The sequence below is a fragment of the Burkholderia lata genome, from assembly GCF_902499025.1.
GTDB classification, from domain to species: Bacteria; Pseudomonadota; Gammaproteobacteria; order Burkholderiales; family Burkholderiaceae; genus Burkholderia; species Burkholderia lata_C.
Map to the genome: position 1 here is coordinate 1 of NZ_CABVPW010000024.1, position 14,381 is coordinate 14,381.

At 67.6% G+C, this 14,381-nt stretch carries 16 protein-coding genes; 6 read left to right on the forward strand and 10 right to left on the reverse strand.

Annotation, left to right across the window (positions count from 1 at the left end; genetic code table 11):
• The 7 genes from BDI24065_RS41530 to BDI24065_RS23300 form a co-directional block, all read right to left on the reverse strand.
• A partial coding sequence (locus BDI24065_RS41530) for a DUF6587 family protein (RefSeq protein ID WP_368040792.1) occupies positions 1 to 176 on the reverse strand: 176 nt, incomplete at its 3' end.
• Positions 173 to 2,032 (reverse strand): ferrous iron transporter B, encoded by a 1,860-nt coding sequence (gene feoB, locus BDI24065_RS23275; protein WP_175033215.1) that lies wholly within the window; start codon positions 2,030 to 2,032, stop codon positions 173 to 175. The genes feoB and BDI24065_RS41530, both read right to left, overlap by 4 nt.
• Positions 2,029 to 2,280: a FeoA family protein gene (locus BDI24065_RS23280; protein WP_175015003.1), complete on the reverse strand. Its 252-nt coding sequence runs from the start codon at positions 2,278 to 2,280 to the stop codon at positions 2,029 to 2,031. Before BDI24065_RS23280 ends, feoB begins: the two co-directional genes overlap by 4 nt.
• A gap of 230 nt (positions 2,281 to 2,510) precedes the next feature.
• A complete protein-coding gene (locus BDI24065_RS23285) occupies positions 2,511 to 2,876 on the reverse strand; it encodes a copper resistance CopC family protein (protein WP_175033216.1) in 366 nt (121 codons plus the stop codon).
• A gap of 16 nt (positions 2,877 to 2,892) precedes the next feature.
• On the reverse strand, positions 2,893 to 3,810 hold the full coding sequence (locus BDI24065_RS23290) for a hypothetical protein (protein WP_175033217.1): 918 nt from the start codon (positions 3,808 to 3,810) through the stop codon (positions 2,893 to 2,895).
• Between the two features lie 109 nt (positions 3,811 to 3,919).
• Positions 3,920 to 4,303 (reverse strand): DUF2946 domain-containing protein, encoded by a 384-nt coding sequence (locus BDI24065_RS23295; RefSeq protein ID WP_302479472.1) that lies wholly within the window; start codon positions 4,301 to 4,303, stop codon positions 3,920 to 3,922.
• 193 nt (positions 4,304 to 4,496) lie between these two features.
• Complete coding sequence (locus BDI24065_RS23300) at positions 4,497 to 5,741, reverse strand: NADH:flavin oxidoreductase/NADH oxidase family protein (protein ID WP_175033219.1); 1,245 nt, start codon at positions 5,739 to 5,741, stop codon at positions 4,497 to 4,499.
• Between the two features lie 77 nt (positions 5,742 to 5,818).
• On the opposite strand from BDI24065_RS23300, the gene BDI24065_RS23305 reads away from it, so the two are divergent.
• From BDI24065_RS23305 to BDI24065_RS23315, 3 genes are all read left to right on the forward strand, one after another.
• Positions 5,819 to 6,289: a MerR family transcriptional regulator gene (locus BDI24065_RS23305; protein ID WP_175033220.1), complete on the forward strand. Its 471-nt coding sequence runs from the start codon at positions 5,819 to 5,821 to the stop codon at positions 6,287 to 6,289.
• Positions 6,290 to 6,393: 104 nt separating this feature from the next.
• The gene (locus BDI24065_RS23310) at positions 6,394 to 7,092 is read left to right on the forward strand and encodes a hypothetical protein (RefSeq protein WP_175033221.1); all 699 of its coding nucleotides are present in this window, start codon (positions 6,394 to 6,396) and stop codon (positions 7,090 to 7,092) included.
• A gap of 211 nt (positions 7,093 to 7,303) precedes the next feature.
• Positions 7,304 to 7,624 carry a DUF1330 domain-containing protein gene (locus tag BDI24065_RS23315; protein WP_175033222.1) on the forward strand — a complete coding sequence of 107 codons (321 nt, stop codon included), beginning with the start codon at positions 7,304 to 7,306 and terminating at the stop codon, positions 7,622 to 7,624.
• Positions 7,625 to 7,701: 77 nt separating this feature from the next.
• Here BDI24065_RS23315 and BDI24065_RS23320 read toward each other — a convergent pair whose 3' ends face one another.
• Positions 7,702 to 8,427, reverse strand: a complete 726-nt coding sequence (locus tag BDI24065_RS23320) for a tetratricopeptide repeat protein (protein ID WP_175033223.1) — start codon at positions 8,425 to 8,427, stop codon at positions 7,702 to 7,704.
• Between the two features lie 204 nt (positions 8,428 to 8,631).
• Complete coding sequence (locus BDI24065_RS23325; protein WP_174999594.1) at positions 8,632 to 9,465, reverse strand: NAD-dependent epimerase/dehydratase family protein; 834 nt, start codon at positions 9,463 to 9,465, stop codon at positions 8,632 to 8,634.
• A gap of 82 nt (positions 9,466 to 9,547) precedes the next feature.
• Here BDI24065_RS23325 and BDI24065_RS23330 point away from each other — a divergent pair, with 82 nt between their 5' ends.
• Complete coding sequence (locus tag BDI24065_RS23330; RefSeq protein WP_175033224.1) at positions 9,548 to 10,651, forward strand: LacI family DNA-binding transcriptional regulator; 1,104 nt, start codon at positions 9,548 to 9,550, stop codon at positions 10,649 to 10,651.
• Positions 10,652 to 10,745: 94 nt separating this feature from the next.
• Here the strand turns inward: BDI24065_RS23330 and BDI24065_RS23335 are convergent, their stop codons facing one another.
• Positions 10,746 to 12,038, reverse strand: a complete 1,293-nt coding sequence (locus BDI24065_RS23335; protein WP_174959117.1) for an MFS transporter — start codon at positions 12,036 to 12,038, stop codon at positions 10,746 to 10,748.
• A 321-nt stretch (positions 12,039 to 12,359) separates the two neighbouring features.
• Here BDI24065_RS23335 and BDI24065_RS23340 point away from each other — a divergent pair, with 321 nt between their 5' ends.
• The gene (locus BDI24065_RS23340) at positions 12,360 to 13,844 is read left to right on the forward strand and encodes a DNA-3-methyladenine glycosylase 2 family protein (protein ID WP_175033225.1); all 1,485 of its coding nucleotides are present in this window, start codon (positions 12,360 to 12,362) and stop codon (positions 13,842 to 13,844) included.
• Positions 13,841 to 14,374, forward strand: coding sequence for a methylated-DNA--[protein]-cysteine S-methyltransferase (locus BDI24065_RS23345; protein WP_175033226.1), 534 nt, complete (start codon positions 13,841 to 13,843; stop codon positions 14,372 to 14,374). Before BDI24065_RS23340 ends, BDI24065_RS23345 begins: the two co-directional genes overlap by 4 nt.
• The last annotated feature ends 7 nt before the right edge of the window (positions 14,375 to 14,381 follow it).

Here is a 14,381-nt window from a genome sequence, read left to right on the forward strand (position 1 = left end):
AGGCGCGCGCCGAGCCAGCGCAGCGCGCGCGGCCGGCCCGGCCGCGACAACGCGAGTGCGGCAGCGCGCTGGCCGCGCGCCGCCAGTTTCGGCGCGAGCTTGCGGAACATGAAGAGCACGCTGGCGGCGACCAGCACCGCGATCGCCGCGTATTGCCAGGCAAGGGCCGCGCTCATGTCAGCGCCCGTGCGATCTGGTAGGTGACGAACGACGCGGCATACGCCATCACGAACATGTAGCTGAACGAGATCGCGACGTTGCGCCAGGAGCCCGTCTCGCGACGGATCACCGCCAGCGTCGACATGCATTGCGGCGCGAACGCGAACCACGCCAGCAGCGACAACGCGCTGGCGACCGAGAAGTTGGCGGCGAGTGCGTGGCCGACGCTCGCGATGTCGGCGTCGCCGCCGCTCACCGCGTAGACCGTCGCGAGCGCCGCGACGGCGGTTTCGCGCGCGGCGAACGCGGGGATCAGCGACAGGCTGATCTGCCAGTTGAAGCCGAGCGGCGCGAACACGTACTGCAGGCCGCGCCCCAGGTAGCCGGCGAACGAATAGTCGATTGCGGGGCCGACCGCGCCGGGCGGCGGCGACGGGAACGTCGAGATGAACCACATCAGCACGGTCAGCGCGAGAATCACGCCGGTCAGCCGCTTCATGAAGATCGAGCCGCGCTCCCACAGGCCGATCGCCACGTCACGCACGCGCGGCAGGCGATACGACGGCAGCTCCATCAGCAGCGCGTGCTCGCCCTGCGGGCCGCGCACCTTCTTCATGATCCAGCCCACCAGCATCGCGCCGCCGATGCCTGCCGCGTACAGCACGAACAGCACGACGCCCTGCAGGTTGAAGACGCCCAGCACGCGCTGCGACGGGATGAATGCGCCGATCAGCAGCGCGTACACCGGCAGGCGCGCCGAACACGTCATCAGCGGCGCGACCAGGATGGTCGCCAGCCGGTCGCGCGGGTCGGTAATGCTGCGGGTGCCGAGCACGCCGGGAATCGCGCAAGCGAAGCTCGACAGCAGCGGAATGAACGAGCGGCCGGTGAGCCCGACCGACACCATCATCCGGTCGAGCAGGAACGCGGCACGCGGCAGGTAGCCCGACTCCTCCAGCACCAGGATGAACAGGAACAGCACCAGGATTTCCGGCAGGAAGCCGAGCACGGTGCCGAGCCCGCCGATCAGCCCGTCGGTGACGAGGCCGCGCAGCGGCCCGTCCGGCAAATGTGCGCCGGCCAGCGTGCCGAGCCACCCGAAGCCGTCGCCGATCGCGTCGGTCATCGGCTTGCCGATCGAATACACGGCCTGGAACACCAGGAACATCACGCCGGCAAGAATCACGAGCCCGAGCACCGGATGCAGCGCCCAGCGGTCGATCCGGTCGTCGCGCACGTCGGTGGCACGCGGCATCTCGACCGCGGCCGCGAGCAGCGCGCGCACGCGCGTGTGGATCGCGTCGGGATCGGCCGTGCCGGTCGCGGGCGGCTGGCTGGCCGGCGCCGCGGGCGGGTTCACGACGGCGCGGTCGAGCACGTCGACAAGCCGGCTCGCGCCACCGCGCCGCACGGCCACCGTCTGCACGATCTGCACGCCCAGCTCGCGCGCCAGCACGTCGACGTCGATCCGGATACCGCGGCGTTCGGCCGCGTCCATCATGTTCAGCGCCAGCACGACCGGCCGGCCGAGGCGCTGCACTTCGAGCACGAAACGCAGGTGCAGGCGCAGGTTGGTCGCATCCGCCACGCACACCACGAGGTCGGGCGGCGCTTCGCCCGGGTGGCGGCCGAGCAGCACATCGCGCGTGATGCGCTCGTCGGGGCTCGTCGATTCGAAGCTGTACGCGCCGGGCAGGTCGAGCACCTGGATCTGCCGGCCCGACGGTGCGACAAAACGCCCCATCTTGCGCTCGACCGTGACGCCGGCATAGTTCGCGACCTTCTGCCGGCCGCCGGTCAGCTGGTTGAACAGTGCGGTCTTGCCGCAGTTGGGGTTCCCGACCAGCGCGATACGGAGTGCCGTGGTGCTCATGACTGGCCGCCCTCCTGCACGCTCACGCTGACGCGCTCCGCTTCGGCGCGGCGCAGCGCGAAGCGGGTCGAGCCGACCTGGATCAGCAGCGGATCGGCGCCCCACGGCCCGCGTGCCACGACGCGTACCGGCTCGCCGCGCACGAAGCCGAGATCGCGCAGGCGCTGGGCGATGGGGTCGTCGGGCCGCACGTCGTCGACATGGTCGACCAGGGCCGGCGTGTGTTGGGTCAGATTCGAGAGGCGCATGGCGGGGAATGCTACGGAAGAAAAATGAAAATCGTTCTCATTATAAGTGGGCGGCGGTAGTCGCGACTTGACGGCCGGTATCAAACGGCTCGATCTCGGCGGGAAACGAGGGGAATGAAGCGGGCCCCGCGCGCGGGGCCCTCGATGGTTGCGGCCGTGGCTGCCGCTTCAGGACGAATGGGCCGTCGGGGCCGCCAGCGCGATGGGCGCGACGGCGAATGCGCGCACGATTACTTCACGGTGAACGCGTAGTGCCCTTGCGTGCGGTGGCCGTCGAGCGCGACGGCCACCCATGCGACCGTGTACACGCCCGGCGTCAGCGGGTTCAGCGCGACGGACATGTGCTTGCGGTTCGACGCGTCCACCTCGGCCTTGCCGTTCGTGACCGCGTGACCCTGCGCGTCGGTCACGGCGATCGAGCTGAACGCGGGTTCGAGCCCGTCGTCGAAATCGATCGCGACGCGCGGCGGCGATGCGGTCACGGTCTCGCCTGCGGATGGCGCCTGATGCGTCGGAAAGGCATGGGCATGCGCGAACTGCGCGCCGGCGAGCAACAGCGCGGCAGCGGCCACGCGCATCCTGGTCAAGTGGTTCATGGTGTCTCTCCGTCGATCAGAAAAGCGGCTTGCCGAGCGAGCCGGGGAACAGGTCGTCGAAATACAGATGCGCGTCGAAGAGCACGCCGACGTGATTGCCGCTCGCCCGGTTGACCGGGATCTGCGCTTCGATGCCGAATTGACCGTAGCGATTGAGCCACAGCACGCCGGGGTTGATCGTCCCGGTCGTCTGGCCCGAACACGCGCCCGCGGTGCAGGTGCTCATCGGCGCCTCGACGACGAAGACCATGTTGCTGAGCGGCTGCGGCAGGCCGAGGTTCTTCACCTGCTGCTGCAGGTACGGGATGCTGTATTGCAGCGTCACGCCCCAGCCGAGCGAATTCGGCCCCTGGTCGGACGACGCGGTGGTCAGGTTCGGCCCGAGTTCGGCCGTGAGCGCGAACGGACGCAGATAGCCGAGCGACGCGGGCAGATCGCCGAAGCCCTTGCCGACATAGACGGCCGGCGTGAAGGTCGAGTACGCGTTCGCGATCGATTTCGCGCCAGTGCCGCCGATCGCTGTTTTCAGGCCGACCGACGCCATGAATTCATGCGCGGCGTTCGTGTAGGCGAGGTACTTCACGCCGAGCGTCACGTTGTCCCAACCCTTCGCGGAGCCGCCGTCCGGCGCGTTCTGCGACACGTACTGGCTGGCGACGCTGAATGCGAGGTTCTTCGTGATCAGCTTGTCCCACTCGTACGACACGGTATTGACGTTGATGTTGTTGCCGTTGCCATCGGGGGACTTGATATGGCCGAACTGCGTGTCGAATTCGTCACCGACGCCGGGGTCGTCCACCGTCATCGTCGCGGGAAAAACGCGATCGCCCACCACGGCGTGCGCGTTCGCGAAGGAAGCATGGGACAGGCCGGCCAAGGCGGCCAGCAGCGCGGCACATGCGCGGGGCGCGTGCCGTTCGTTCAAGCGGGGCATGTTGTGTGTTCTCCGGTTGTCGTTCGATGCCGTCGCGCCGATGCGCGACGAACGGCCGCTCGCTCCAGTCGCGAAGCGGCGGCGTGTCAGGCAGAAAAATCAGACGAACTCAGGAGAACGCGGGAGGCGCGCGCGATTGCGCGACGGTATGGACGAGACGGATGCGGGCCGGAATCGATGCCGCCACGATCGGCCGCTGCGAATCCGGAAGCGGAACGGCGAATGCGACGGCATGGCCCGGCAGCGCGGCGGCGTGGGCAACGAAGCTGCAATAAGGACAAGCGTGCCAGTGCGCTTTGACGCCATGCGCGGGTTTGCTGTCATCGTGCGCGACCACCACTTCGTCGACGCCGGCCGTGCAATAAACCGCCAGCGCATCGACGAGCCTGTGACGCGACGCCATCATCTGCGAGACCGCAGGGGCGAGCGCCATCATCAGGATTGCGATCAATCCGATCAGGCTGCCTGGCTTGCGGAAACGGGCGACGTGCATGACGCGCGACGAGGATGGAATGCGATGAAGGTGGTCGATTATGCCACGCTGAAATCGCGCTCAGGCGCCTGAATAACGCAGTAAACAGGCTCGATATTTCGGAAAGTCATCCGAAAGAATCAAGCCTTGAAACGACCCGCCGGGCGACGGGCCGATCGGTGCGGGGCAGTCGATTCAACCCCGCACGTGCACGTCACGCACGCGTACCTGCCACGCGCCCCGCCATCCACTTCCGGTAGCGCCGCGTCTGGCACTGCGCGGCCAGTTGCTGCCTGACCAGCGCGCGCAGCGGCGACACCTGCGGGTGCGTGCGCCGGCCTTCGCTCAGCCGCGTGAGCTGGAACTTGACGACGGCCATGTTGGCCAGCGCGCCCAGCGCCTTGTTCTTCCAGCGGATCGGTTCCAGCACCGGTGCGCTGTCCTTGCCGGCCCGCCAATCGCGCGGCAGGTTCGGCTCGATCGACAGCGCGGTCGCGATGCCGACCATCGCCACGCCGCTGTCGACCACCTGCTCGGCAACCACGCGGCGCCGGATGCCGCCCGTGACCATCAGCGGCATCCGCGCGACGGCCGTGATGTCGCGCGCGAATTCGAGGAAATACGCTTCGCGGGCCAGCGTGCGCCCGTCGCGCGCCTCGCCCTGCATCGCCGGCACTTCATAGCTGCCGCCCGACAGTTCGACGAGATCGACGCCAAGCGGATTCAGCAGTTCGACCACGCGCTTCGCATCGTCCGCGCTGAAGCCGCCGCGCTGGAAATCGGCCGAGTTCAGCTTGACCGCGACGGCAAACGCCGGCGACACCGTCGCGCGCACCTCCCGCACGATATCGAGCAACAGGCGCGCGCGATTCTCGATGCTGCCGCCCCACTGGTCCTGCCGGCGGTTCGCGAGCGGCGACAGGAACTGGCTCAGCAGATAGCCGTGCGCCGCGTGAATCTCCACGCCGGTGAAGCCGCTCTGCTCCGCGAGTTGCGCAGCACGCACGAAGCGCCGCTGCACGTCGGCGATATCGGCCTGCGTCATCTCCTTCGGCACCGGGAACTGCTTCGACAGCGCGCCGAGCGCGAGCGGCACGGCCGACGGCGCGAGCGTCGTCTGGCCGAGCGCCGCCTGCATCTGGCGCCCCGGATGGTTGATCTGCATCCAGACCTGCCCGCCGCCCGAGCGCGCGATCTGCGCCCAGCGGCGGAAGCGGTCGAGATGCGCATCGCTCTCGAGCACGACGCCGTTCGGCCCCGTCATCGCGCGGCCGTCCACCATCACGTTGCCGGTCAGGATCAGGCCGACCTGGCCGTCGGCCCACGCCTGGTACAGGCGCAGCAACGCGTCGGACGGTGCGTGGTTCGCATCGGCCATGTTCTCTTCCATCGCGGCCTTGGCCAGACGGTTCGGAATCACCGCCCCGTTGGGCAGTGTCAGCGGTGTAAACAGGTTCATGGAGGGCACCCTCGATTGACGATGCCCAACGATAACTTTAAAGTCAACTTTAAGGTCAAGCCCCTTTGGAGCACAGCATGAAAATCGGCGAACTGGCGCGGGCCAGCGGTATCGCGGCGTCGCGTATCCGCTTTTACGAAGCGAGCGGCCTGCTCGAACCGGCCCGTCGGCAGGCCAACGGCTATCGGGAATACGGGTCGGAAGCGTTGACGCGGCTCGCGATCATCGACCGCGCGCAGCGCGCGGGCTTCGCGCTCGACGAAATCCGCGCGGTGCTGCCGCCCGATCTCGGCGCGTGGCCGCGCGACGAACTGCTGGTCGCGCTGCGGCACAAGGTCGACGAAATCGCGCTGCTCGAACAGCGTCTCGCGCAGAACCGGCACCATCTGCAGGTGCTGATCGACGAGATCGAGAACAAGCCGGAGGGCGAGGATTGCGCGGAAACCGCGCAACGGATGCTCGACCGGATGTGTGCGCAAGCCGACGAAGCGCGGGCATCGACGCCGGCGCCCGTGCCCGCACCGCGGCCGACGCGCAAGCGTGCATGACTGGTTACACTGCGTCACCTGACGAACCACCCACCTGCGCTGCGGCGAGACGAGTCGACGCGTGTGCGCCGGCTTCCGCAGCGCGACCTCATGACACGATCCGCATGACGATCCCCCGCATCAAAGGATTCCTCGTCGCTGCGTTGCTGACGTTCGGCATCGGCGGCGCCTACGCTACAACGTGCAGCGACACACCTTCTTCGATCCGTTGCCCGGACACCTCCGACCTTCCGCACGACATCGTCGCGCAGCTTCCCGCCGGCTACGAAGCGCTGGATGCCGCGTCGGGACGCCTGACCGACGGTGCCCGCGTCGGCTATGTCGTCGTCGCGCATCAGCCGGACGATTCGATGCGCAAGGCGTCGCTGCGCCCGCTGATGATCTTTCTGCCGGACAAGGACGGGCACTACCGGCTCGCGGCGCGCAACGACACCGTGATCATGAAAGCCGACGAAGGCGGGATGGGCGACCCGTATCTCGACGGCGTCGCCGACAACGCACTCACGATCGAACCTCGAACGTTCACCGTTGAACAGGGCGTATTCGCAGGGCCCAGCCACTGGCGCGACCGCGTGACGTTTCGCTACGACACCGCGCATCGCACGTGGGTGTTCCATCGCGAAGTGATGCGGAACTGGCGCTTCAACGACGACCCGAACGGCGATGCGTTGAAAGCCGACCCGGTGCGCGTCACGCGCGCCAATGCGGCGAAAACCGTCACGTTCGAAGCGTGGCGGCCGAGTTACTGGTGCGATTCGGCCGAGCGGCGCGACACCGATCCGGCTTGCAGCAAGGCGCATTGACGCAGACGTGGCTGCATGGCGGACGATGCGTGCGGGTAAGCGGTAAGCGTGGACGCTGCCGCACCGCACGAGCGGTGTGTCTGCCGGCACGCGCAAGTCCCCTTCCGTGGTCGTGCGTCTTTGCTTACGTCGCGGGTAATCGACGCGCGTCGCCCGCGCCGCGATCATGGCTCCATCGACGCACGAACCGCATCACATCGAGGAGCCCGCCATGACCGCCTACGCCATCGCCCACCTGCACGACGTCGAGATGTGCGACGACATCGTCGAATACCTCGAACGCATCGACGCCACGCTTGCGCCGTTCGATGGCCATTTCGCGATTCACGGCGCGCGGCCGGAGGTGCGCGAAGGCGCGTGGCGCGGCGACCTGATCGCGATCGCGTTTCCCGATCTCGACACCGCGCGCGCCTGGTACGAATCGGATGCGTACCGGCGGATCCAGCCGCTGCGTGCGCAGCACGCCAGCGGCCCGCTGATCCTGATCGACGGCGTCGACGAGCGGCACAGGGCGACCGACATCCTGCGCTGAACGGCGACGCCCTCGGCGCCAGCGACGCACGCGCCCTGCCCGCCCGCGACGCGGCAGGCGTGCGCCCGGATACCGCGTTACATCCCGTCGAGCGGTTGCCCCGGCTCCCACGCGTCGATGATCGCTTTCGCCCGCGCGCGATCATCCGCCGACAGCGCGCGTTCGAGGTCGCCGCCCACGACCTCGGAAAACCTGACCTTGTTGCTGCCTTTCCCGGCCTTCACCGCGGCAAGATAGAACGTGTAAGCGGTCAGCGGGTTCTCCTTCACGCCGCGCCCTTGCTGATAGAGCGTCCCCATGCTTTCCAGCCCAAGCGGGTCGCCCTGGCGCGCGGCCGCACGATACAGCGCAGTGGCTTTGCCGAGGTCTTCGGGCAGCTTCATCCCCATGTCGTACATCAAGCCGAGTGCGCTCTGTGCGGGCGCATAACCACGGTCGGCCGCCAGCTGGAAGCAGTCCGCCGCCACGCGGAAATAGCGCTTGGCCGGATCCTCCTCGTACCGGAACAGCCGCCACGCGATATCGTCGATCCGTACGCCCATGTCGTATTGCGTCTTCACGTCGCCATGCTGCGCGGCGATGAAGCTCCACTTGACCGCCTGCTCCTTGTCAACGTCTACGTCGCCGTAGTACTCGCCGAGCAATGCTGCCGCTTCGGCGTTACCCGCGTTCGCCGCGGTCGTCAGTTCGGGGATGGCTGTCTGGTAGTCGTCTTTCTTGTAGGCGTCCAGGCCGCCCTGCAAATCGGCAAATGCCGGCGCAACGGCCAGCGCAATGCACAGCGCCAATAGGGTCTTTTTCATTGCTCTCGATATTGTGATTGTTCGATCGGATAGCGGCGCAGCGCGACATCGTGCCCCCACGTGTCGCGCAACGCATGCAGCCGTCCGGTGCGTATCGTCGTTCTGCGGCCCCGCATGGCGGAACCTGTCGCACCGGATGGCTTTCCTTTTACCGCAATCGCAAATCCGTCGTCAATGAAGCGGCCCCTCGATTGGCCGTGCCGCCTACGCCTTCCGCTCCATCGGCTCGCCGACGACGAACCCGCCGCCCTGGAACCGCTGCGCGGGATCGTCGTAGTCGGCGGTCGGCGCCGTCACCGGGAACAACCCGGCGAACTGCTCGGAGCTGTCGCGCGGACGGAAGCCGAGGAATCCGGCCTTCGTGTTGTCCCACCACTTCACCGGGTTGTCCGACGCGCCGTACACGATCGCGTGCCCGACACGGTTCGTCAGCAGCGAGCAGCGCACCAGCTCGATGAAGTCGCGATAGCTGAGGAACGTCACGAGCATGCGCGGATTCTTTGGCACTTCGAATGATGAGCCGATCCGCAGGCACACGGTTTCGATCCCGAAGCGGTCGAAGTAGTAGCGCGACAGCGATTCGCCGAAGCATTTCGTCACGCCGTACAGGCTGTCGGGGCGCAGCGGCGAATCGGCGTCGAGCACTTCCGTGACCGGATGGAAACCGATCGCATGGTTCGAGCTCGCGAACACGACGCGCTTCACGCCGTGCTTGCGCGCGGCTTCGTACAGGTTGTACGTGCCGGTGATGTTCGCGCCGACCAGATCGTCGAACGGCGCATCGACCGAAATGCCGCCGAGGTGGACGATCGCGTCCACGCCGTCGACGAGCTGCATCACCGCGGCCCGGTCGGCCAGGTCGACGACGCGGGTTTCTTCATGCGCAGCGGCGTCGCCAAGCGTCGCGATGTCGCTGACGCGCACGACGTCGGCCCAGTCGGCGAGCGCGCCGCGCAACTGGCGGCCGAGGTTGCCGGCCGCGCCCGTCAGCAGCAGGCGCCCGAACGGTTTGCGCGCGCCGGTGGATGAGGCGTTCATTGAATCTCCTTGAATCTGACCTGAAATCTGACTGAATCGGAAAACGTTTTCCAACTATACGCGGGAGCGTCGCCGAACGTCAATGGTCGAACCCGTTCGCAGCCATCCGCACTTTCCCGATATCGGTGCGTGGCCGCACGCCCCCTTTTTCTGCCACAATCCGGCCTTACGGAACGAAAACGTTACCCTTCGAATGAAAAAAGTTTCCCCGACGATCCGCGACGTGGCAGCGGAAGCCGGCGTGTCGGTCGCGACGGTATCGAAGTACGTGAACGGCACGCAGCGCTTCTCGCCGACCGTCGAGGCACGGCTCAAGGAATCGATCGAGCGTCTCGGCTACCGTTCGAACCCGCTCGCGCGCTCGATGATCACCGGGCGCACGCGCACGATCGGCCTCGTGATCCTCGACATCAGCAACCCGCACTTCACGAACGTGGTGAAGGGCGCGAACCGCGTCGCGCTGCAGCACGACTACACGCTGCTGCTCGTCGATACCGAGGAGAACCAGGCGCGCGAACGCTCGCTGATCGAGGCGCTCGCGCAGCGCGTCGACGGGCTGATCGTCAGCACGCGGATGCCGGATGAAGAAGCCGGCTGGATGCTCGATCTCAACAAGCCGCTCGTGCTGCTGCGGCGCAGCCCCGGCCTGCCGATTCCGAGCGTCGGCATCGACAACCGGCTGTCGACCTACATGCTCGCGCGCCACCTGCTCAATCTCGGGCACACGCGCATCGCCTATCTCGGCTTCGGCACCGCGCGTGTGAACGACGAACGGATCCAGGGCGCGCGCGACTGTCTCGCGGAAGCCGGGCTCACGCTCGACGTGCACGATGCGCATGCGCCGACCGCCGAGGCCGGCGAGCGTGCGTGTTCGCGCGTGATGCTCGGGCCGCAGCGCCCGCAGGCCGTGATCTGCTACAACGACCTGATCGCGCTCGGCTTCATGAAGGAAGCCGCGTCGCTCGGTTTCCGGCTGCCGCAGGATGTCTCGGTCGCGGGCATCGACAACGTGCCGTACGGCGAATACGCGGCGCCCGCGCTGACGACCGTCGATATCCAGAGCGAGAACATGGGCGAGCTCGCGATGCAGAAGCTGATCGATGCGCTGGCGGGCCGTACCGATGCGAGCTATTCGACGTTCGAGCCGCGGCTGATCATGCGTGCGTCGACGGCCTCGGTCGGCTGAGCGCCCTGCTTCGAGTCATCAAAAGAAAACGCGCCGCCCTTGGGCGGCGCGTTCGTTTGCGCGCACGCGATGAGACGATTGCGCGATCGCCTCGTCACGCGTCGAGTTGCGCAGGCTTCATCTTCGGCGTGAGCACGTGCATCACGCCCAGCGCGATCAGGTAAGCCGACGCACCGATCGCGAACAGCACCCAGTAGTGGCCCGTGCGTTGCAGCACCTGGCCGATCACTTCCGAGAACAGCACGCCGCCGATCGAACCGGCCATCCCGCCGATACCGACCACCGATGCCACCGCGCGGCGCGGGAACAGGTCGGATGCCGTCGTAAACAGGTTCGCCGACCAGCCCTGGTGCGCGGCGGCAGCGAGGCCGACGATCAGCACCGCGGCCCACAGGCTCTGCACCTGCGACACGAACGCGATCGGCAGCACGCAACATGCGCAGATCAGCATCGCCGTCTTGCGTGCGCCGTTCACACTCCAGCCCGCACGCAGCAGCATCGACGACAGCCAGCCGCCGCCGATGCTGCCGACCGTCGTCAGCGCGTAGATGCAGACGAGCGGCAGGCCGATGTGCTGCATGTCCATCCCGCGCGATTCGTTGAGCCACTTCGGCAGCCAGAACAGGTAGAACCACCACACCGGGTCGGTCAGGAACTTGCCGATCAGGAACGCCCACGTCTCGCGCTTGCGGATCAGCTCGCCCCAGCGCGGCGCACCGGCGTTCGCGTTCGCCGCGTCGAGCGCTTCCGCTTCGTCGCGCGGCTCGTTGTACTCGGCGGCGAGCGCGCGCGTATCGGCCTGCCGATAGAACACGAGCCACACCGCGAGCCACACGAGGCCGATCGCGCCGATGATCACGAACGCCGCGCGCCAGCCGTAGGCCACCGCGATCGCCGGGATGATCGCCGGCGCGAACACCGCGCCGATGTTCGCGCCCGAGTTGAAGATGCCGGTGGCGAGCGCGCGTTCGCGGCGCGGGAACCACTCGGCCGTCGTCTTGATTGCGGCCGGGAAGTTGCCGCCCTCGCCGATCCCGAGCAGCGCACGCACGAACGCGAAGCCCATCACCGAGCCGACCGCCGCGTGCAGCATCGCGGCGATGCTCCACACCAGCATCGCCAGCGCGTATGAAATGCGCGTGCCGAGCCGGTCGACGATGCGCCCGAAGCCGAGCAGGCCCAGTGCATAGAACGCGGAAAACGCCATCACGATGCGGCCGTACTGCACCTGGCTCCAGCCGATGTCGTGCTGGAGCATCGGCGCGAGCAGGCCGAGGATCTGCCGATCCATGTAGTTGATGACGGTCGCGAAAAACAGCAGCGCACAGACGGTCCAGCGGTAGCGGCTGGCGGCAGCGCGCACGGCGCCGACGACGGCAGATTGCATGAATGTCTCCGATGCGCGGCCGCGCCCGTCGCGCCGCACGATGTTCGTTGACCGGCGACCGGCGCCGGGGCGGACGGCGGCGCGCTTGTCGCGCACGGCCGATTCCGCCGATCAATCTGGAAAACGTTTTTCAAAGGATAGGGCGTGTGCCGGCGCCCTGTCAGTCGGGGATTTCGATGAGTCATCTCAAATTGGTCGCGGCAAAAGAGACGACTGTTTCGCGACGTGGCATTAACCGTTTTTCCCGGATTTTCCCAACGGGGGCGCGCGGAGACGGCCGCCGATACACATGTCCGATTCCAGCCAGAATCGGGGGGCGGGATGGTTTACAGTCGTCTCATGCGCCTCGATCCCGACACTTGCTACGACGCCCTGCTCTCGCGGAACCGCCGCTTCGACGGCTGGTTCTTCGTCGGCGTCGCGACGACGGGCGTGTATTGCCGCCCCGTCTGCCCGGTGAAGCCGCCGAAAGCGCAGAACTGCAGCTACTACCCGACCGCCGCGGCCGCCGAGAAAGCCGGCTTTCGACCCTGCATGCGCTACCGGCCCGAGCTCGCGCCCGGCCACGGGCTGCTCGACCTGTCCGGCAATCTCGCCGACGCGGCCGCCACGCTGATCGAGGACGGTTTCCTGAACGCCCATTCCGTCGATGCGCTCGCGCAGCGCGTCGGCGTGACCGAACGCCACCTGCGACGAATCTTCGGCGCGCAGTTCGGCGTGTCGCCAGTTGAGTTCGCGCAAACGCACCGGCTGCTGATGGCCAAGCGGCTGCTGACCGATACCGCACTGCCGGTGGCTGTCGTCGCGTCGACAGCCGGGTTCGGCAGCGTGCGGCGCTTCAACGACCTGTTCCTGCAGCGTTACGGCCTCAATCCATTGCGGCTGCGCAAAGGGGCCCGCGCATCGGCCGATGGCGACATGACGTTCCCGCTGCCGTACCGGCCGCCGTTCGCGTGGGACGACCTGATGCGCTTTCTCGCGCAGCGGCAGATCGACGGTGTCGAGCGGATCGATGCACAGGGTTATGCGCGCATCGTCGAATTGCCGAACCGGAATGGCAACAGCACCGGCGGTAACGGGCGCGTGGCCGGCTGGTTGTCGGTCACGCACGTGCCGCAGCGCTTCGCGCTGGCCGTCACCGTGTCGCCCGCGCTGACGCCGGTCGTGCCGGCCGTGCTCGCGCGCGTGCGGCGACTGTTCGATCTCGACAGCCGCCCCGACGTGATCGATGCGCATCTCGGCGAACTCGCGAGCGGCTCGCCGGGCCTGCGTGTCCCCGGCGCGTTCGATGGTGTCGAGATTGCGATCCGCGCGATTGCGGGTGAACGGCTTGCGGCGACGCGTGCGGGCACGCCGGTGCTGGCGCGCATCGCCGAGCGCTTCGGCACCTCGATCGAAGGCGCGCCGCCGGGCCTCACGCATGCGCTGCCCTCCGCCGCGACGCTGGCCGCCCTGCCGCCTTCCGCACTTGAAGCGATCGGCATCGCGCGCGACGCCGCACTGGCGATCGTGTCGCTCGCCCGCGCAGTCGACGACGGCGCGCTCGCGCTCGAACCGATGGCGCCGCTCGACGCGACGCTTGCCGCGCTGCGCGCGCTGCCCGGCTTCGACGAACGCGCGGTGCAATACGTCGCGATGCGCGCGATGGCATGGCCGAACGCGTTCCCGGCCGACGATGCGTGGCTGCCCGCCCGCACCGAACGCGCCCGTGTGCCATCATCCGCGCCGCATGCGGCGCGCTGGGCGCCGTGGCGCGCGTATGCCGCACTGCACGTGTGGCGCCTTCATGGAGATGTGTTGCGATGACTCCCGCTCACCTGATTCCGAGCCCGCTGGGCGACATCGCCGTGCGCATCGAGGACGACGCGCTGACCGGCCTCTACTTCGTCGGCCAGAAATACTTCCCGCCGGTTGCGATCGTGACCGAAGCGAACGCGCTCGCGAAGTCGCCGCTTGCGCGCAAGGTCGCGGAAGAAGTCGCCGAGTACTTCACCGGCATGCGCGAGACGTTCTCGGTGCCGATTCACTTGCGCGGCACCGCGTTTCAGCGACGCGTATGGAAGGAACTGCTCGCGATTCCGTTCGGCGAACTCGTGACGTATGGCGACATCACCGAGCGCGTCGGGCTGCCGATGAGCGGCGCGCGCGCCGTGGGCGGTGCGGTCGGCCGCAACCCGGTGTCGATCATGGTGCCGTGCCATCGCGTGGTCGGCGCATCGGGCAGCCTGACCGGTTATGCGGGCGGCATCGACCGCAAGCGCGCGCTGCTGTCGCTCGAAGGTGCGGGGTTCGAGCGCGGCGCCCACCATCCGGTACAGCAGGCGCTCGCGTTCTGAGTCGTGG